This is a genomic window from Streptomyces sp. NPDC033177, from assembly GCF_055577715.1.
Window position 1 is genome coordinate 126,992 of record NZ_JBVIPS010000012.1, and the last position, 17,457, is coordinate 144,448.

Annotated in this window: 16 protein-coding genes; 12 read left to right on the forward strand and 4 right to left on the reverse strand. The window is 66.8% G+C overall.

Annotated features, from left to right (window positions below):
* Positions 1-106 precede the first annotated feature (106 nt).
* Both ACZ5U5_RS35275 and ACZ5U5_RS35280 read left to right on the forward strand, forming a co-directional pair.
* Positions 107-2,404, forward strand: coding sequence for a bifunctional DNA primase/polymerase (locus ACZ5U5_RS35275; RefSeq protein ID WP_469030085.1), 2,298 nt, complete (start codon positions 107-109; stop codon positions 2,402-2,404).
* Positions 2,405-3,768: 1,364 nt separating this feature from the next.
* On the forward strand, positions 3,769-4,587 hold the full coding sequence (locus tag ACZ5U5_RS35280) for a recombinase family protein (protein ID WP_469030088.1): 819 nt from the start codon (positions 3,769-3,771) through the stop codon (positions 4,585-4,587).
* A 175-nt stretch (positions 4,588-4,762) separates the two neighbouring features.
* Here ACZ5U5_RS35280 and ACZ5U5_RS35285 read toward each other — a convergent pair whose 3' ends face one another.
* A complete protein-coding gene (locus tag ACZ5U5_RS35285) occupies positions 4,763-5,341 on the reverse strand; it encodes an XRE family transcriptional regulator (protein ID WP_469030615.1) in 579 nt (192 codons plus the stop codon).
* 390 nt (positions 5,342-5,731) lie between these two features.
* Here ACZ5U5_RS35285 and ACZ5U5_RS35290 point away from each other — a divergent pair, with 390 nt between their 5' ends.
* Positions 5,732-6,112 (forward strand): DUF6415 family natural product biosynthesis protein, encoded by a 381-nt coding sequence (locus ACZ5U5_RS35290; RefSeq protein WP_469030091.1) that lies wholly within the window; start codon positions 5,732-5,734, stop codon positions 6,110-6,112.
* Between the two features lie 299 nt (positions 6,113-6,411).
* Here ACZ5U5_RS35290 and ACZ5U5_RS35295 read toward each other — a convergent pair whose 3' ends face one another.
* Positions 6,412-6,669, reverse strand: coding sequence for a glutaredoxin domain-containing protein (locus ACZ5U5_RS35295; protein ID WP_469030094.1), 258 nt, complete (start codon positions 6,667-6,669; stop codon positions 6,412-6,414).
* 44 nt (positions 6,670-6,713) lie between these two features.
* Between ACZ5U5_RS35295 and ACZ5U5_RS35300 the strand changes: the two genes are divergently transcribed.
* The 5 genes from ACZ5U5_RS35300 to ACZ5U5_RS35320 all read left to right on the forward strand — a co-directional run bounded on the left by ACZ5U5_RS35300 (position 6,714) and on the right by ACZ5U5_RS35320 (position 10,749).
* On the forward strand, positions 6,714-9,035 hold the full coding sequence (locus ACZ5U5_RS35300; protein ID WP_469030617.1) for an ATP-dependent DNA helicase UvrD2: 2,322 nt from the start codon (positions 6,714-6,716) through the stop codon (positions 9,033-9,035).
* A gap of 161 nt (positions 9,036-9,196) precedes the next feature.
* Complete coding sequence (locus ACZ5U5_RS35305) at positions 9,197-9,568, forward strand: hypothetical protein (RefSeq protein WP_469030097.1); 372 nt, start codon at positions 9,197-9,199, stop codon at positions 9,566-9,568.
* Between the two features lie 167 nt (positions 9,569-9,735).
* Positions 9,736-10,107 carry a WhiB family transcriptional regulator gene (locus tag ACZ5U5_RS35310; protein WP_344522157.1) on the forward strand — a complete coding sequence of 124 codons (372 nt, stop codon included), beginning with the start codon at positions 9,736-9,738 and terminating at the stop codon, positions 10,105-10,107.
* A complete protein-coding gene (locus tag ACZ5U5_RS35315) occupies positions 10,104-10,427 on the forward strand; it encodes a hypothetical protein (RefSeq protein WP_451206460.1) in 324 nt (107 codons plus the stop codon). Before ACZ5U5_RS35310 ends, ACZ5U5_RS35315 begins: the two co-directional genes overlap by 4 nt.
* A 121-nt stretch (positions 10,428-10,548) precedes the next feature.
* A complete protein-coding gene (locus tag ACZ5U5_RS35320) occupies positions 10,549-10,749 on the forward strand; it encodes a hypothetical protein (protein ID WP_451206458.1) in 201 nt (66 codons plus the stop codon).
* 3 nt (positions 10,750-10,752) lie between these two features.
* Here the strand turns inward: ACZ5U5_RS35320 and ACZ5U5_RS35325 are convergent, their stop codons facing one another.
* Both ACZ5U5_RS35325 and ACZ5U5_RS35330 read right to left on the reverse strand, forming a co-directional pair.
* Positions 10,753-12,111: an ABC1 kinase family protein gene (locus ACZ5U5_RS35325; protein WP_469030103.1), complete on the reverse strand. Its 1,359-nt coding sequence runs from the start codon at positions 12,109-12,111 to the stop codon at positions 10,753-10,755.
* A 41-nt stretch (positions 12,112-12,152) separates the two neighbouring features.
* Positions 12,153-13,310: a ThiF family adenylyltransferase gene (locus ACZ5U5_RS35330; protein WP_469030106.1), complete on the reverse strand. Its 1,158-nt coding sequence runs from the start codon at positions 13,308-13,310 to the stop codon at positions 12,153-12,155.
* 205 nt (positions 13,311-13,515) lie between these two features.
* On the opposite strand from ACZ5U5_RS35330, the gene ACZ5U5_RS35335 reads away from it, so the two are divergent.
* The 4 genes from ACZ5U5_RS35335 (at position 13,516) to ACZ5U5_RS35350 (ending at position 17,367) form a co-directional block, all read left to right on the forward strand.
* Positions 13,516-14,112 carry a M48 metallopeptidase family protein gene (locus ACZ5U5_RS35335; RefSeq protein ID WP_363209155.1) on the forward strand — a complete coding sequence of 199 codons (597 nt, stop codon included), beginning with the start codon at positions 13,516-13,518 and terminating at the stop codon, positions 14,110-14,112.
* 117 nt (positions 14,113-14,229) lie between these two features.
* On the forward strand, positions 14,230-15,903 hold the full coding sequence (locus tag ACZ5U5_RS35340; protein WP_469030110.1) for a TerD family protein: 1,674 nt from the start codon (positions 14,230-14,232) through the stop codon (positions 15,901-15,903).
* An 11-nt stretch (positions 15,904-15,914) separates the two neighbouring features.
* Positions 15,915-16,595: an AIM24 family protein gene (locus ACZ5U5_RS35345; protein ID WP_453689865.1), complete on the forward strand. Its 681-nt coding sequence runs from the start codon at positions 15,915-15,917 to the stop codon at positions 16,593-16,595.
* 16 nt (positions 16,596-16,611) lie between these two features.
* On the forward strand, positions 16,612-17,367 hold the full coding sequence (locus ACZ5U5_RS35350; protein ID WP_469030113.1) for an AIM24 family protein: 756 nt from the start codon (positions 16,612-16,614) through the stop codon (positions 17,365-17,367).
* Positions 17,368-17,457: the final 90 nt, after the last annotated feature.

A 17,457-nucleotide genomic window follows, 5' to 3' on the forward strand; every position in this document is an offset into this window, starting at 1 on the left:
CGACTGGTTGCCGACGCACTACGCCTGGACGCACAGACCGACCCGACCATTACAGCCATTGTCCAGGAGGACAACCGCTAAGACCCCCGTTAGGAATTGATCTGCAATGAACGAGAACACAAGTAGCCCGGACCGCATGGGGTATCCAGAGGGACGCCTTTTCTACGCGGATGCGGACTGGTGCAGCCCTATCCCGCTCAAGAAGGGAAGCAAGTTCCCTCCACCCAAGGGTGTGACCGGGAAGTTAGGGTTAGACGCTTCTGAAGAGCGTCAGAAGGAGTTAGACCAGGAATATCCATCCGGAGAGACAGCCGTTCGGCTGGCCTCATTCGTCGGCGCTCTGGATATTGATACCTATGGAGACAAGCACGGGTACGACGACTTATTAGCGCTTGAAAACGAGTTAGGGGCTCTCCCGCGCGGACCCATCTCCAGTAAGCGCGGGAATCCTGAGAAAAGCGGGAAGCGCCTTTTCATCGTCCCTGAGGGTAAGTCCTGGTCAGACCCGACCGAGAGTATTGAGTTCCTCCACGCGGGTTGGCGTTACGTCGTTTGCTATCCATCTGTCATCGACGACATGGAAGAAAAATGGTATTACCCGAATGAGGATGGCGACGGCTATCACGTAGAGGGTCGCGCCCCACGCAGGGACGAAATTCCCGCACTCCCGGATAAGTGGGTTGCGCGACTCAGTGAGGGCGACGCAGAGATTCCTGTATCTCCTGTCACTTCTGAGAAGGCTCAACGCTGGCTGGACTCCCTGCACCAGGGCGATATCTGTGACCGGGTTATGCACGTTATCGAAACCACAGACTTCAGTGTCGGCGGTCACGGCAACATGCTTAAGGTCCAGACGCACCTCTTTCGCTTAGGGCAGGAAGGCCACACGGGTGTTGAGACGGCTCTCGACACCATCGAGGGAATTTTCCTAGCCCAAGTATCCGACAGGCGCTCAAACGGGCTGAGGACGGCAAGCAGCGAATGGGACAGAGCTTACGACAGCGCGCTGTTCCGAGAGGCCAATACACCTGTCGGGCGTAAGTGCGTTTGCCGGGTGAGTCTTAAGGCTCTGCGGCTGAAGACGCCTAATCCGGGGCTGCTCCCCGAAACATTCTGGGATGCACGTCCCTCCCTGACTCACATCCGGCAGGCTGCGCATGCACGGCAGTCGTCGGGTGATCTCGTTCTCGCTGGATTACTGGCTCGTTTCGCCGCGATGGTAAAGGCCGGTACGCGGATCGACACCGGTATCAAAACTCCGTTGGCGCTCAACTCCTTTTGTGCCGTGGTCGGGGCGCCGGGTACGGGTAAATCGGACGGTCATGGTATCGCCGGAGAGTTACTCCGGGACGCCTTATTCGAGAAGGACGGAGTCGGTATCGGTACCGGCGAGGGTCTGGCAGAGGCGTATATGGGAACGAAGGATTTGGCGTATACCGACGAGAACGGTAAGGAGAAGTCCCGCAAGGTCAGGACTCAGACAGAATCTAGGGCGCTCTTCTACGAGGATGAGGCGGTCACTTTTAATACCCTCGCCACGCGTCCGGGGTCCACGCTGATGTCTGTACTTCGCACTGCGTGGAGTGGCGGACGTTTAGGCCAGTCGAATGGATCGGCGGAAACGTCCCGCAACGTCAAGGCTGGGTCGTACAGCCTTGGATTCCTTATGGGATGTCAGCCTGATTCTTGCGACTTCCTACTTTCAGAGGCGTCTCTCGGAACGCCGCACCGTTTTCACTGGGCGCCGGTTGTCGACCCTAATCGTCCGCGTACCCGTGTGAGGTGGCCTGGTCCGCTAAAGGTCAACCCGGTAAAGGTTGCCAACGATGCTGGCGGGTTCAAGGTGGTCGACTCAATTTCGGACATGCTATTCACGAATCACGATCAGGTGAGCCGTGGAGAGATCGAGGTATCGAACCTCGATTCCCACTGGGCATCGTCAATGGCCAAGTACTCTGCGTTCCTCGCAGCGTTGGACGGTCGCGCTCTAGTAACCGAAGATGATTGGGCTCTCGCGCAGATGATGTGGGACGCCTCTTGCGAGATGCGAAACGACATCGTGGCGTATCTGACAGAAAAGGCGGCCAAGGCCGAGGAGGCATCGGCCGCAAAGGCATCTGAGCGCCACGTGAAAACGGCTCTGCGTATCGAAGATGCTAAGGAGGAGCGCGAGTCTCAGAAGGCCGAGAAGACCGAAGAAATTGCTCGGAAGGTTGCGCGGTATGTCCGGGAGGCTGAGAACCAAACTCTGACCAAGAGGCAGCTTGGTCAGAAGTTCGACGCCAAGATCAGGAAGTACGTGCTACCGGAAGCAATTGCAGCTGCCGAGGATTACGACTGGATCGTGAGTCAGATAGGGGGACGTTCAGTGGTATTCACTCCGGGTAATTCACGCCCTGAGTGAGTGTGGAGCCGAGTGTGGAGTGTGGAGCTCTCCACACTCGCCCCCGGCTCCCCCTCTGAGAAACGACATCCTTGAAAGTAAATTTTTACATATATACGCAGCTCAGAGCGTTTCGGGCGTCTTTGCCTCCTCTACGGAAGGAGCCTTTTTTCGAGGGGGAGGGGGCTTTGAGTGTGGAGAGTCTCCACAGTTCTCCACACTCAGCAGTTACACAGAGTGGTTTATTCAGCTAGTCGTCACAGGAGGAAGAGCACCAATGAGCGCTTTCAACCCACGGCGAGCCAGCAAGCCCAAGCCGTTACCGCGTCCAGAGAATCCGACCCTTGCTGACACGCTACGCCTCTTGGTGGGCACGGAGCAGCCGGATGCATGTAACTCCTGCCCGGCTTATCAGACGACCGAGGAAGTGCACCCCAACGTGTTCGGGGTGCTCATCCACCACGATGACGAATGCCCGTTCTACATTGCCCGTCAGGCTAGGCAGAGTGGCTGACTGGCCTCTATGCGCGCGAGGCAGTGTTCATCTTCTTATGATCATGTGTGCTTTCCACTCGCCTAACACGTCGGGCTGCTGTGATGACTGGAATTCGCGCAGGTCAATAGGGGTGGGGCCTATCGGATAGGTACCTCAGGGGTGTTCAAACGGAACACCCTTGGAAACCCGCCTGTGTTAACCCCCTGCAAGTGTCCTGGTGCAAGTTCGGTTCGTGGCGGAACACAGACTCGGTAGCGCGAACCGGCAACCCCAGAGGTTTCGGATGTGACCGAGGTCACAGGCGACTTTCTCAGATTTTGGTCGCTAGATCGCGCCGCTCCGCCCTGCGAGGCGCCCCCAGGAAATACCCCACAGGGGGGGCCTTTCTGCTTTTCGGGTCCACCTCAAGGCGTACCGGCATGCGCTCCATTCAGTCCCGCCGGGCAAGTGAGCACCCTTACCCCAGGGGAGGCGTCAATGCCGTCTCTGCGTGCCTCTCTGTCGGCGAGGGTCCCTGACTGCCCGTCGGGGCGTAGCAGGCTCTCCACGGGCACTGGGGAGCAGTCAGCGTCGGTTGCCCGTCTCGGAATTACCTCTGCGTCTAATGCTCAGAGTCGACCCCGGACGTCCCATCGTCATGACGTCCCGCCGCAGGGCTCATCCGTGGATCGCGGGCAGGCTGCGGTCGAGCAAGCTCACCCCGCTCCGTCTACCGTCCCGCTCACCGACGGAGTTGTCTCGGCAGGCTGTCCACAAACGATCGTTTATGAGACGCCTGAGGGGCCGCCGGGTGGTGTCCGTTTCGCCCTAGCTCTTGCGTCTCATAACCCGTCTCAAAAGACCATGTCGTTCTCTAGCTTATGAGACGCGTTTATGAGACAGTCGGCGCATGACGAACTCAACGCACGCTACGCAGGTGGAACGCCATGACTGCCCCAAGTGCGAGGCTCCCGCAGGTAGCCCCTGCCGGACTACCACGGGCAAGGTGGCAGCGAACTACCACACGGGACGGTTCGCTCTTGTGCCCTCACTCAAGGCCGAACTAGCCGTGAAGACACCGTCCGACCGCAGCCCCGGCAAGGTGTGGGTAGCCGGTACGTCCCTGTCGGTGGCTACCGAGACGACGGGTGCAGCTATCCGCATCGGTTACGCCCGGTGTTCCACCGTGGGTCAGGAACTCCAGAGTCAGTTGGACGCACTGGCCCGTGCCGACTGCACACGGGTGTTCTCGGAGAAGATCAGTACGCGTGTGAAGGAACGGCCGGAACTCGACAAGGCCCTGACCCTGGCCCGAGAGATCAGGACTGCCGCGCCCGGACAGCCAGTCATCTTGACCGTGGTCGAGATGAAGCGTCTCGCCCGCAGTGCGGCTGAACTCATGACCCTTTCGTCTGCTCTCCAGACGGACGGAATCCAACTGGAGTTGCTCTCCGGTCCGCTGCAAGGTGTGTACGACCCGAACGGTGCCGGTGCCATCGTCTTTGCCGTACTGGCAGTCAGCGCAGAGGTGGAGCGCGAGGGTATCCGAGAGAAGACGCTAGAGGGTCTGGATACCGCAGCACGCAAGGGTAACCACGGCGGACGCCCGACCGTGGTGGATGACGACAAGATCGCTGCGGCTCGTGCCCGTCACGCAAAGGGCGAAAGTGTCAGTGCCATCGCTAAGGCTGTAGGTGTCTCACGCGCCACCCTGTACCGGCACCTGTGAGACGGGGCAGTACGTCCCGCGCGCAGAGGAACTGCCCTCGGCTCGAATTGAGTTGGGGGCTTTCCTGTGTCCGCGTACCGGAGTGGGAGCAGGTGCGGGGCCCTGGGAGGCCCGGTGCCCGTATAGGGCGGCACAGAGGCTCACAGGGGGTCTGCCGGAGCCTCCCTGTAGGGGTTCAGCCAATCGGTACGGCTCGGCTCCAAAGTTCCTCTGCGTGCTCAGAGAAGCGGTCGAACATGCCGCCTTCGTTGACCCGCTTCAAGTGCATGAGGGGCGAGTCATGCCCAACTAGCCGTGCCAGATGAGGGGTTACCAATGCGTGTTCATCGAACCTGAACACCGACAGGGAGACGTGGTTGACGGCATCCTCGGGAGCGCTGAACCGAGCCTCTAGCCCGTCCAAGTCTCCGATACGCCGTAGCGCTTCAAGGGTCATATGAATGCGCGTGGAGACCGTCAGAGCCACGTCCTCGATGACTTCCCGCTGCCGGGTGACCTCTCCCTCGGGGTCCCCCAGGAGGAAGCGGACGCGGCAACCCGCCTTTGTCTTCCGGCGCAAGAGGGCGGAGAACGTGGGGACCTGGGTCCAGAAGAAATAGTTGGTGTAGCCGCTCAAGAAGAGATCATCTTGGGTCTCTTCGATCAAGCTGGACCACAGGGTCGAGGGTGCAGCCGATCGGTACGGGTAGCTCTGGACGATCTCCAGATCACCACCCGTCTTGATCCGCTCTCGTACCGCCTTAGGCCACAACATGTCTTCATCTACTCCCAACGCGCGGGCAGCATCTTCCCTGTTCCGAGGGTGCGGCACGAGATCAGCGTCCGCCAGCCATCTCTCGATCGTCTTCCCGGTTACCCCGATGCGCGCGGCCAACCGGCGAGGGGACTGATTGGCGGAATCCATAGCTTGCCGTAGCGATGTGTTCAAGGCTTCCCCCCGAGACTTTTGGGATGTCTTCACGGTAGCGCCGGAACTCCCCAAGTGTCCCTGCACACGGGGGAGATACGTCCGTCCAAGGGGTCGACTCTCGATCTACGGCCCCGCGCGGGCTGAAGCTCCCTCGCCCGCGCGCGGTCGGCAAACGCAGGACCGCCCGACCACATGCAGCGTGATCGGGCGGCGAGCCGACGCTAGGAGTCGACCATGGTGAACGGTACAGCTCGGGGGACCGACGCACGCAAGGCGGAACGGGCGCCCGTAGACGTCGAAACGATCAGGGTTTCGGCGAACGAGGTACTCAGGGACGCGGCCAAGGTCACCGACCCGGACGAGATGGAAACGATCATTCTGCTTCTCCGGGGGATGCTCATGTTGATGATCCCGGACGTAGAGAGGCTGACGGAGCGTCTCCCGAAGGAAGACATTCCCCGCGCATGCGCCATGGCCTGCATGTTTGAGGCCAGGATGCGGCTACGCACGGACATCGGAAGCGATCTCCCGAAGCAGATCGCGCACGCTCAGGGACTGGCACGGTCGGCGGTCTCACTCAGTGATCACTACGTGAACCTTGGGGGTCCCCAGTGATCCCCGAGCAGCTCACCGAAGATCCGATACAGGTCGCGTTCTCGCGACTCCTGGGCCACTGCACAGAGTGCCCCACCTGCCTGGCTCTCGCCCCGGACGGGGCAAATGCCAACCTGCCGTGCGAGACCAGTGAGCGGCTGTCAGCGGAGTATCGAGCAGCCCGTCACCCTGCCGCGTGAGCAGCCGTCTGCCCGGCGTACAGGGCCGCATGGTGGCCGTTCCGCGATAGGGCCACACACATACGAGAGCCGTAGCCCCCGGACCCTGGGCTACGGCTCTCTTGTGTCGGCGTGCACCAGTCAGGCCCCTAGAGCCTGCTTCACCTGGGCAAGGGAGGGGTTCGTCATGACGACGTCCGGCGTACCATCGGTGGGAACAACCAAGACCGTGGGAACCGTCTGGTTTCCGCCGTTCGCCTTCTCGACGAAGGCCGCGGAGTCCGGGTCGTGCTCAATGTTGATCTCGTTGTACGTGATGCCCTCGCGGTCCATCTGGCCCTTGAGCCGGCGGCAGTAGCCGCACCACGTGGTGCTGTACATCGTCACAGTGCCCGGCATGTGTCTCGCGCTCCTTTGTTGCTCGGGTGCGTCATCGCAATGACCTGAACGTACGTGACCCGGCCACCATTCCCGCATTAGTACGACCGCACCGGCCTCCCTGTGGACAACCGGCTCACGCGCCTCCGGCGACCTGGCAGCATGGCGGGGTGACAGCAGCAACGCACTCCACCCTCTTCCCGCAGGTCCCGGACTCTGCCGACGCGGTGCTCGCCGGGCTCGATCCCGAGCAGCGCGAGGTGGCCACCGCCCTGCACGGGCCGGTGTGTGTCCTGGCGGGCGCCGGCACGGGCAAGACCCGGGCGATCACGCACCGGATCGCCTACGGCGTGCGTGCCGGAATCCTCCAGCCGGCCAGCGTGCTCGCCGTCACGTTCACCAACCGCGCGGCGGGCGAGATGCGCGGGCGCCTGCGCCAGCTCGGCGCCTCCGGGGTCCAGGCCCGCACGTTCCACTCCGCCGCCCTGCGCCAGCTCCAGTTCTTCTGGCCGAAAGCCGTCGGTGGCCAGCTCCCCCGGATCGTCGACCGCAAGATCAAGCTCGTCGCGGACGCGGCGGCCGCGTCCCGCATCCGCCTCGACCGCAATGAGCTGCGCGACGTGACGAGCGAGATCGAGTGGTCCAAGGTCACCCAGACCGTCCCCGCCGATTACGCTGCCGCCGCCGCCAAGTCCGGCCGCCTCATCCCCCGGGACGCGGCGGAGATCGCCCAGATCTACGGCGCGTACGAGGCCCTCAAGCGCGATCGCTCCGTCATCGACTTCGAGGACGTCCTGCTCCTGGCCGTCGGCATCCTCCAGGACCGCCACGACATCGCCGACCAGGTCCGCGCCCAGTACCAGCACTTCGTGGTCGACGAGTATCAGGACGTCAGCCCGCTCCAGCAGCGCCTCCTGGAGCTGTGGCTCGGCGACCGCGACAGCCTCTGCGTCGTCGGCGACGCCAGCCAGACGATCTACTCCTTCACCGGTGCGACCCCCGACCACCTGCTGAACTTCCGCACCCGCCACCCCGGGGCGACGGTCGTCAAGCTCGTCAGGGACTACCGCTCCACGCCCCAGGTCGTCCACCTCGCCAACGGCCTGCTCTCCCAGGCCCGTGGCCGCGCCGCGGACCATCGCCTCGAACTGATCTCCCAGCGCGACGCCGGGGCAGAGCCCTTCTACACGGAGTACGCGGACGAGCCCGCCGAGGCCGAGGGCGCTGCCCGCCGCATCCGTGCCCTAATCGCCGACGGCGTCCCGGCGAGCGAGATCGCTGTCCTGTTCCGCACGAACTCCCAGTCCGAGATCTACGAACAGGCGCTCGCCGACGCCGGTGTGCCCTACCAGCTGCGGGGCGCCGAGCGGTTCTTCGAGCGCACCGAGGTCAGGGAGGCGGGCGCCGCGCTGCGCGGCGCGGCCCGCTTCGGGGGCAACGACTCCCTGCTCGACGACGTCGTCGACCTGCCCTCGCAGGTGCGGGCCGTCCTCTCCACGAAGGGCTGGACGACACAGCCCCCGGCGGGCTCCGGCGCGGCCCGCGACCGCTGGGAGTCCCTGGCGGCCCTGGTGCGCCTCGCCGAGGACTTCGCGCGGGCCAAGCCCGGCGCGACGCTCTCCGACCTCGTGGGGGAGCTCGACGAGCGCGCGAACGCCCAGCACGCGCCGACCGTGGAGGGCGTCACCCTCGCCTCGCTGCACGCCGCCAAGGGCCTGGAGTGGGACGCCGTCTTCCTGGTCGGTCTCGCCGAGGGCATGATGCCGATCACGTACGCCAAGACCGACGAGCAGGTCGAGGAGGAGCGCCGCCTCCTGTACGTGGGCGTCACCCGGGCGCGTGCTCACCTCTCCCTCTCCTGGGCGCTGTCGCGCTCGCCGGGAGGCCGCGGGGGACGCCGCCCCAGCCGCTTCCTCGACGGGCTGCGACCTGGTTCGGGGGCGGGCGCCGGAGCCCGTGCCGCGGCCGGTGGGCCCGGCGGCGTCGAGCGCGGCAGCGGCAGCGGTGGCGAGGAGGGCGGGGGCGGCGCCAGGAGCCGCCGGCGGACGAGCAGGTCCCCGGCCCGGTGCCGGGTCTGCGGGCGGTCCCTGACCGACGCGGGTGAGATGAAACTGATGCGCTGCGAGGACTGCCCGTCCGACATGGACGAAGGGCTCTACGAACGCCTGCGGGAGTGGCGCTCGGGCCAGGCGGAGCTCCTCGGACAGCCCGCCTACTGCGTGTTCACGGACAAGACCTTGATCGCCATCGCGGAGGCCGCACCGGACGAGGAGGGCGAGCTGGCCCGGATCCCGGGCGTCGGCGTGCGCAAGCTCAACCGCTTCGGATCTGATGTCCTCGCCATCTGTGCAGGTGAGGAGCATGTAAGGGGCGCTGATGACGACTGATTCAAACTCGTCGAAAAAATAGTTTGCGCATGCGCAAGGAAGACCCATAGGTTCTTAAGCACGGGAACGGCGGCTTCTCCGAAGCCCTCGCCCCGTGCTGTACTTAATAGCCCGCAGGATCGGTCCGCCGATCCCATAGACGCCGAGAGGAGGCGATTCCAGTGATCAGCATCAACGAGAGCTTCATCAGCACCGCGAAAATGACCGATCGCTCGGTCGTCGCTTCCTGCCTGCTCGGCTTCTCGAACCTGGGCACCGGTCTGTCCGGTGGCATCGCTGCCGCCGCTGTCCGTCCGGAGCTCTCTGCCCTGCCTCTGTCCCCGCGCGCCGCTCGCATCGCTCTCAACGTTCTTCCGATGCGCGAGGTCAATGAGGGCAGCGAGCGAGCGACCAAGGCACCGGAAGCAGTAGTGACGGCACAGGCGCAGGCCTATGCCTTTGCCGCAGCCGGTGCCGGATCCAAGAAGCAGACGACGCAGCACCACACGATGTGGGCCTTCCGTGGGCTCGAACCCTGGAGTGATCCAGTCTGATCCTCGATCAGACCGGCGCCTTCAGGGCCGCGGAACCCCACCCGGGATCCGCGGCCCTTCTGTTTTCCCCAAAACGGGATGACGGAGCGAAGGGGCCGAGCAAGACCCGGTACCAGCCGCCAACCGGCCGACCCAGGCCGGCACGACCAGACGAGGAAAACACCACCGTGCAACTCGAAGCGCACGCCCCGTCCGTACCGCCTTCAGAGACTCTCCCCCCGCCCGCTCCCACGGAGGACCCGACCTTGACTCCCCTGACCGCGCTCACCGCGCTCGACGACGCCATCGAGAACCTCGGCGTACCCGTCCCCTGCCGTGCCTACGACCCCGAGGTCTTCTTCGCCGAGTCGCCCGCCGACGTCGAGTACGCCAAGTCCCTCTGCCGTACCTGCCCGCTGATGGAGGCCTGCCTGGCCGGCGCCAAGGAGCGGCGTGAGCCGTGGGGCGTCTGGGGCGGCGAGCTCTTCGTCCAGGGTGTCGTCGTTGCCCGCAAGCGGCCGCGTGGCCGTCCGCGCAAGAACCCGGTTGTTGCCGCATGAACGCCATCGGAACGATCGATCGCCCCCTGACGCACGACCCCAAGAAGCAGGCCCCGATGAAGGCAGCCACCGCCGAGCCCGCAGGCTCCGCCACCCCGGACTTCACCACCACCGGCGCGAACGACTCGCGTCAGAACAGGACCCGCGAGATGCAACTCATCCCAGAAGCCCTGGCTCGTGCGCATATGCACGAACGCATGCGTGAGGCCGAGGCCCAGCGCCCGGCCGCTCGCCTGATGGCTGCCCGCCGGATGCAGCGCCGCGCCGAGCGCGCGTCGCTGCGCGCCAGGCGCGCGCTCGCCATCGCCGTCATGCAGTGACGAGTCGGCCGACGCGCTGACCGAGCTACATCACGATGCCCGCGGGGGCCGGTCCGAACGGACCGGCCCCCGCGGTGCGTTGTGCCGGGCGAACCTCCGGGAGCGGCGATAGGGTCGCCGGGTGGACCAGCAGACTCCTCAGCCCTCGGGCAGCGAGAATGCCGAGAATCTCGTGTGTTCCCGCTGCGGCACCGTTGCGGAAGGCACGCCGCCCACCTGGACCTGCTCCGTGGAGAACGGCGTCAGACGCTACTTCTGCGACTCCTGCGCCCGCGAGAACCTCAGAGCCATCGAGGGACGACTCGACTCCCCGTGGTGGTGAGTCCTACCCCGTGGTGCGGTCCGCCTCGTCCTCCGGCTCCTCCTCCGTAAAGCCCGGCAGCCACTCCTCGAGTTCGTCCCGCATCCGCACTGTCGCCCCCAGCTGACACAGCACCCCGATCGTGCTCAACGTCACCCGGTGAATCAGCAGATACGACGGCGGGAGGTTCAGCCGCTTGCCCAATTGGTAGGCGGGGGAGCGGGGATCGGCCACCCGCGCCGCCTGTCCGCGCATCCAGCCGCGGGTGAAGGTGAACTCCTCCACCAGCATCGGTTCGATGATCGGCAGCAGATAGTCGAGCACCGCGTCCGGTTCGAGCTCCACGGACTCCTGGACGAAGTCCTCCTCGCGCAGCATCGCGTAGACCGCGTCGGCCTCGCCGTCGAGCGTCATCCGCAGGGAGCGGCCGATGGTCGGGGGGAGCCCGCCGGGCAGCCGGTCCACCGTGCCGAAGTCCAGGACCCCGAGCCGCCAGCCGTCCTTCTCGTCGGGCAGCAGCCGGAAGTTGCCCGGGTGCGGATCGGCGTGCAGCAGGCCCGTGCGCGCGGGACCCGAGAAGAGGAAACGGGCAAGGAGCTGTCCCGCCCGGTCCCGCTGCTCCTGGGTACCGTCCGCGATCACATCCGAGAGCGGTATCCCGTCGATCCACTCGGTCACCAGGACCTGCTCGCACTGGTGCACCACATCGGGGACCACGACATCCGGATCGTCCGCGAACTCCTCGGCGTGCGCGCGCTGAGCCTGGGCCTCCAGGCTGTAGTCGAGCTCCTCCGACACCCGGTCGCGCAGCTCCGCGATGAGCGGCTTGATGTCCATGCCCGGGATCAGCGGCCCCAGGAGCTTTGCGAACCTGCTGAGTTGGTTCAGGTCGGAGAGCAGCGCCTCGCCCGCCCCGGGGTACTGCACCTTGACCGCGACCTCGCGCCCGTCCGCCCACACCGCCCGGTGGACCTGGCCGATGGAGGCGGCGGCGGCCGGTTTGTCCTCGAACTCCAGGAACAGCTCGCGCCAGTCCTCGCCGAGCCGCTCGGCGAGCACGGCGTGCACGGTGCGCGTCGGCATCGGCGGGGCCGCTTCCTGCAGCTTCGTCAGCGCGGCGCGATACGGCCCCGCGACCTCCTCGGGCAGCGCCGACTCGAAGACCGACAGCGCCTGGCCGAACTTCATGGCCCCGCCCTTGAGCTCGCCGAGCACCTTGAACAGTTGCTCCGCCGTGCGCTGCTGCAGCTCACGGCCGACGATCTCCGCCGACTTGCCCCCGATCCGCTTGCCGAGCCCCCAGGTCGCCCGCCCGGCGAAGCCGAGTGGCAGCGCGGCCAGTTTGGCGGTACGGGTTACCGCCTTCCGGGGAAGATCAGACATGCGCCCCTCCAAGTCCCAGACAGCCACGCCCTTGCAGGCGGTTACCCGGCCATTGTGTCGTGCGGCTCTTTGTCCCCGGCGGGGTGTTCCCCCTTATCCACCACACCCGCCCCGCATGGGCACGTGAGATGCGGTGGCACCGGCCGTGCGTGCCAGTCGAATCCGGGCACGGACGCCTCCCAGCGAGCACCCGCGCTCGCCGGTGCCGCCCCGTCCAGAAAGGCCAGGGCATGCGCCGCGGCAAGGCCGGCGACCGTGGTCGACAGCGCCAGATCGCACGCGTGCACATGACGTGCCCGTCCCGAACGCCACTGCGCAAGCAGGCGCGGCCAGGTCGGATCACGGTCGGCGCGATCCAGTGCCAGACAGTTCGCGCAGGCTGTCGTCCCCGGCAGGACGAGCGGACCGACCACTCCGGTTCCTTCCATCACTCCCGCATAGAGATGCGGCGTCCCCGATGTGACGAGCGCCTCGGCCGTACGCGGGTCGGGCGCGTGGACGTCGAGCCCGTCCCGCGGGGCGATGATCACGAGAGCAAGCCCCGGATCACCTTCGGCCGGTTCGCGCGGCGAGCCAGCCTCCTTCCGGTTGCGCCGTGGCGGGCGGTCCGGAGCCGACTGCCGCACGATCCGCCGCGCCGCCGTGTCCCTGCGGTCGCCGACCGCCTCCGCGGGCAGGCCGCCCGGCGCCACGTCCCAGGGTTCGACGACTCCTCCCTCCATCACGTCGACCTGCCCCACGCCCGCCCCGGAGAGGACCGCGGCCACCACCGCCCCCACCCGGCCCGCCCCCCGGACCTGCACCCGCATCGCGCGACGCGCCGCCAGCTTCCGCATCCCGTCACCCGGCCCGGGAGTCACGACCGACAGGGAGGCCAGATCCGGACGCAGCCGGTCCATGGCCGCTGTCCTCTTGCGCAGGGCGTCGGCCGCCGCGCCGCCGCCCGTCGCGTCGTCGAGGAGCCCGGCTGCGGACAGTCGCCGCACGAGCTTGTCCACGTGCTCGTCGGGCAGCCCCATCCGCTTGCCCTCGTCGCGCAGGAGCGGCAGCCCGCGTGTCCCGTCCAGGAGCTGGAGGAAGCTGCCCGTCGCCGTGTCCACCGGGCCGAGCACCAGGGCATGGGCGGGCGCCACGCCGAACTGGATCGTGTTCAGATCGCGCCAGCCGCGCCGCAGCGCCGGTTTCAAGATCGGATGCATGGCCTTCGTCCCCCGTCATTCTCCGGCGCTGTCCCCGTCCGCAGCACCGGTCGACAGCCAGAATGCCCGGCTCGGCGGACAGCCGCGCAGCGTTGTCCACAGGCGGGGGGTATTCGTCGTACTAATCGATCGCACGGGGAGCGATACCCCGCCGAACCGTCCCGGAGGCGGGACTTCCCCCACGTCCAACGGGTAACGTCGTGGCGTGCCCGCCGACCCACTGCACCGCGCCGGAAACCCACAGCGCAGCATGACCAGCCCGCCGTCACCCGGCTCGGTGGCGAGCGCGGTCGAGGTCAGACGGAGCGCCCGCCGCCGCAGAACGGTCTCCGCGTACCGAGAGGGCGATCGCACCGTCGTGCTCATCCCCGCCCGGATGTCCGAGGCCGAGGAACAGCGCTGGGTCAACGTCATGCTCGACAAGCTCGCGGCCCAGGAGAGCAAGCGGGTCCTCGGCGACGCGGAGCTCGCCGAGCGCGCCGAGCGACTCTCCGAGCAGTACTTCGACGGCCGGGCGAGGCCCACGTCCGTTCGCTGGGTCACGAACCAGAACACCCGATGGGGCTCGTGCACCCCGTCGGAAGGCAGCATCCGCCTTTCGCACCGGCTCCAGGGAATGCCCGAGTACGTCGTCGACTACGTCCTCGTCCACGAACTCGCGCATCTCCTCGTCCCCGGGCACGGCCCCAACTTCTGGCAGCTCCTCGAGGCGTACCCCAGGACGGAACGGGCTCGCGGGTACCTCGAAGGTGTGGTCGCGGCCGACCGCCTGCCCCATCTGCCGGCTGCCCGCGACGAGTGATCTTCCGTCGCGCGCGGTGGTTGTGTACCGGGTCTGTACCGGCTTGGTCCGCTGTCGCGGATTGCGGTTAGCCTGGCGCGACGCATTTACATTCGGGATGGGGGACGGTCGTTACGTATGGCCAGGGAATTCCAACGCGGCCACAAGGCCAAGATCAGTGACCTCACCGCGGGTACCGATCTGTACGTAGGTGTGCAGATCTCCGCCCCCGGACTGAGCTTCGACATCAGCTGCTTCGGCCTCGACGCGGACGAGCGCCTGTCGGACGACAGTTACTTCATCTTCTTCAACCAGCCGAAGTCGCCCGAGGAGTCCATCCAGCTCCTCGGCGCGCAGGCCGGTGACACGGAATCCTTCCGGGTCACGCTCGACCGGATCCCGCCGCAGATCACGAAGCTGTCGTTCACCGCGACGATCGACGGCGCCGGACAGATGTCGCAGGTCGCCCCCGGGTACATCCGGATCGTCGCGGGTGGCGAGGAAGTGGCCCGCTACTCCTTCAACGGCGCGGAGTTCTCCACGGAGCGAGCCGTGATGCTGGGCGACTTCTACATGAAGGACGTCTGGCGGTTCGCCGCGATCGGCCAGGGCTTCGACGGCGGTCTCGACGCTCTCCTGAAGAACTTCGGCGGCGAGGTCGCCGAGGAGGAGCCCGAGCCGCAGGCACCGCAGGCCACCGGCGCCCCGGCCTTCGCCCCGCCCGGCCAGGCCGCCGCCCCGCCCGCGTTCGGCGCGCCCGCCGCACCCGCGCAGACCCCGCCTCCTGCACCCGCCCCGGCTCAAGCCCCGGCCCCTGCCCAGAATTTCGCGCCACCGGCCCCAGCGCCCGCGGACCCCTCGGTGCACGCCGCGCAGACCATCGTGGCGCCGATGACCCCGCCGCAGGGCGGCACGGTCCCGCCCCCGCCGGCCCCCGCCCCGTACGGGCAGTCCGGCCAGCAGCAGCCTCCGCAGCAGCCGCAGTTCGGCCAGGTCCCCGGCCAGTCGGCGCCCCTGCCGCCCGGTTACGGTCAGCAGCCGAGCGCCCCGATGCCTCCCGGCTACGGTCAACAGCCCCCCGGTCAGTTCCCCGGCCAGCCCGCAGCCCCGTCCCCGTACGGAGCAGGCGCCCCCCAGGGCGCCCCGCAGCCCGGCGGCGTGGCGGCGGCTCTCGCCGCGTACCGCGAGGCCCCCACCGGGCAGCGCTGGACGCAGCAGAACGAGAAGATGATCCGCGTCGACCTCGGCGTCAGCGAGCAGGCAGTGCTCGCCCGGCAGGGCAGCATGGTGCTTTACCAGGGCAAGGTCGAGTTCAGCTACAAGGGCGCGGGCTTCGCCGGCCGGGTCGTGGGCAACTCGACCGGCCAGGAGATGCAGCTCATGCGCTGCTCCGGCCGCGGCCAGGTCTTCCTCGCCGAGGAAGCCACGCATCTGCACCCCATCGAACTCCAGGGCGACGCGATCTGTGTCTCCGCGGAGAACGTCCTCGCGTTCGACGAGTCCCTCCAGCACGAGGTCCGCAGGATCGAGGGCCACGGCATCCCCGGTGGCGCGCTGTTCGTGATGCAGTTCCAGGGCACCGGCACGGTCATCGTCAAGACGCACGGTGTGCCCGTCGTCCTGCCCGTCACCCCGACGACCTTCGCCGACTGCCACGCCGTGGTCGCCTGGTCGGCCGCGTCCCAGGCGATCGTCTCCAGCCAGGTGCGGCTGCGCGCCAACGCGTCCGCGGGCTCCACGGGGGAGAGCGTGAACCTGCAGTTCCGGGGCGCTCCCGGCAACTTCATCATCGTCCAGCCGTTCGAGGTCTGAGGGAGCCCGTCATGAATCAGCAACTCGCGGGCTTCGCCCCCGCGCCCGTCGCCGCCCGTATGGAGAACCACGGCCACCACATGGTCAAGGTGGCGATGCAGACCGGAAACGACCTCCTCGCGCGCGTGGGCTCGATGGTCGCCTACGAAGGGTTCGTGCAGTACGAGCCCAATCCGCCCGCCGTGCGGCAGATCGCGCGGGAGTGGATGACCGGCGAAGGCGCACCTCTGATGAAGTGCTCCGGAGACGGCCTGCTCTATCTCGCCGACTACGGAGCCGACGTCGTCGTCATCAATCTGGCGGGCGACTCGCTCTCGGTGAACGGCACGAACCTGCTGGCCTTCGACGCGAACCTCCAGTGGGGCGTCGAGCGGGTCAAGGGTCTCGCCAAGTTCGCCGGCCAGGGCCTGTGGAACATCAAGATCTCCGGCCAGGGCTGGGTCGCGCTGACCTCCCGCGGCACCCCGGTCGTCGTCGACTGCGGTCGCGGCGACGACGAGACGTACGTCGACCCGGACGCCCTGATCGCCTGGTCCCCGAACCTCAAGGTGAAGGGCAAGCGCAGCTTCAAGGCCGGTTCGCTCATCGGGCGCGGCAGTGGCGAGGCCTACCAGATGGGCTTCTCCGGGGAGGGCATCGTCGTCGTACAGCCCAGCGAGGACAGCACCGACCGTCTCCGAGCTCGGGGCTGAGGGGGAGCAACACATCATGCAGAGCCCACTTTTCGCGCACACCGAGCAGCAGACTCAGGAGCGCTACACCGTCCAGAACCCGCAGCTGCTGCGGGTCGCCCTCGCGGGCCACGACGACATCCTGGCCCGCAAGGGCGCGATGGTCGCCTATCAGGGTCTGATCGAGTTCGACGCCGAGTATCAGAGCCAGGGCAACCAGCGGGCCCGTGCGCACACGGGCGAGGGCCTGGACCTGATGCGCTGCCACGGTCAGGGCACGGTCTATCTCGCCAACCTCGCCCAGTACATCCACCTGGTGGATGTGGACCAGGACGGCCTGACCGTGGACAGCAGCTATGTCCTCGCGCTCGACTCGTCGCTGACCCACCAGGTCATCGCCGTGGACAGCCAGTACGGCATCTCCGGATCCGGCAAGTACCAGCTCAACATCACGGGCCGCGGCAAGGTCGCCCTGATGACCTCGGGGCAGCCGCTGATGCTGCAGGTCACGCCCGATCAGTACGTGAACGCCGACGCCGACGCGATCGTCGCCTGGTCCAACGGGCTGCGGGTGCAGATGCAGGCCCAGACGCACTCCTCCGGAGTGTGGCGCCGCCGCGGCAACACCGGTGAGGGCTGGGAGCTCAGCTTCATGGGCCAGGGTTACGCCCTCGTCCAGCCGAGCGAGCTGCTGCCGCCCCAGAACGCGGTCATCGGGCAGGGCGCCAGGGCTCAGTACGGCATGGGCCAGCAGGGGGCCCGGGGGCAGAACCAGGGCAACGTCTGGAGCTAGCCCCTACGCGGGGGGCGGGAGCGGTGACAGGAGCGCGGGAGACTGCGGGTCGGCTGTGGCTGAGCGCGCAGTTTCCCGCGCCCCTTACGG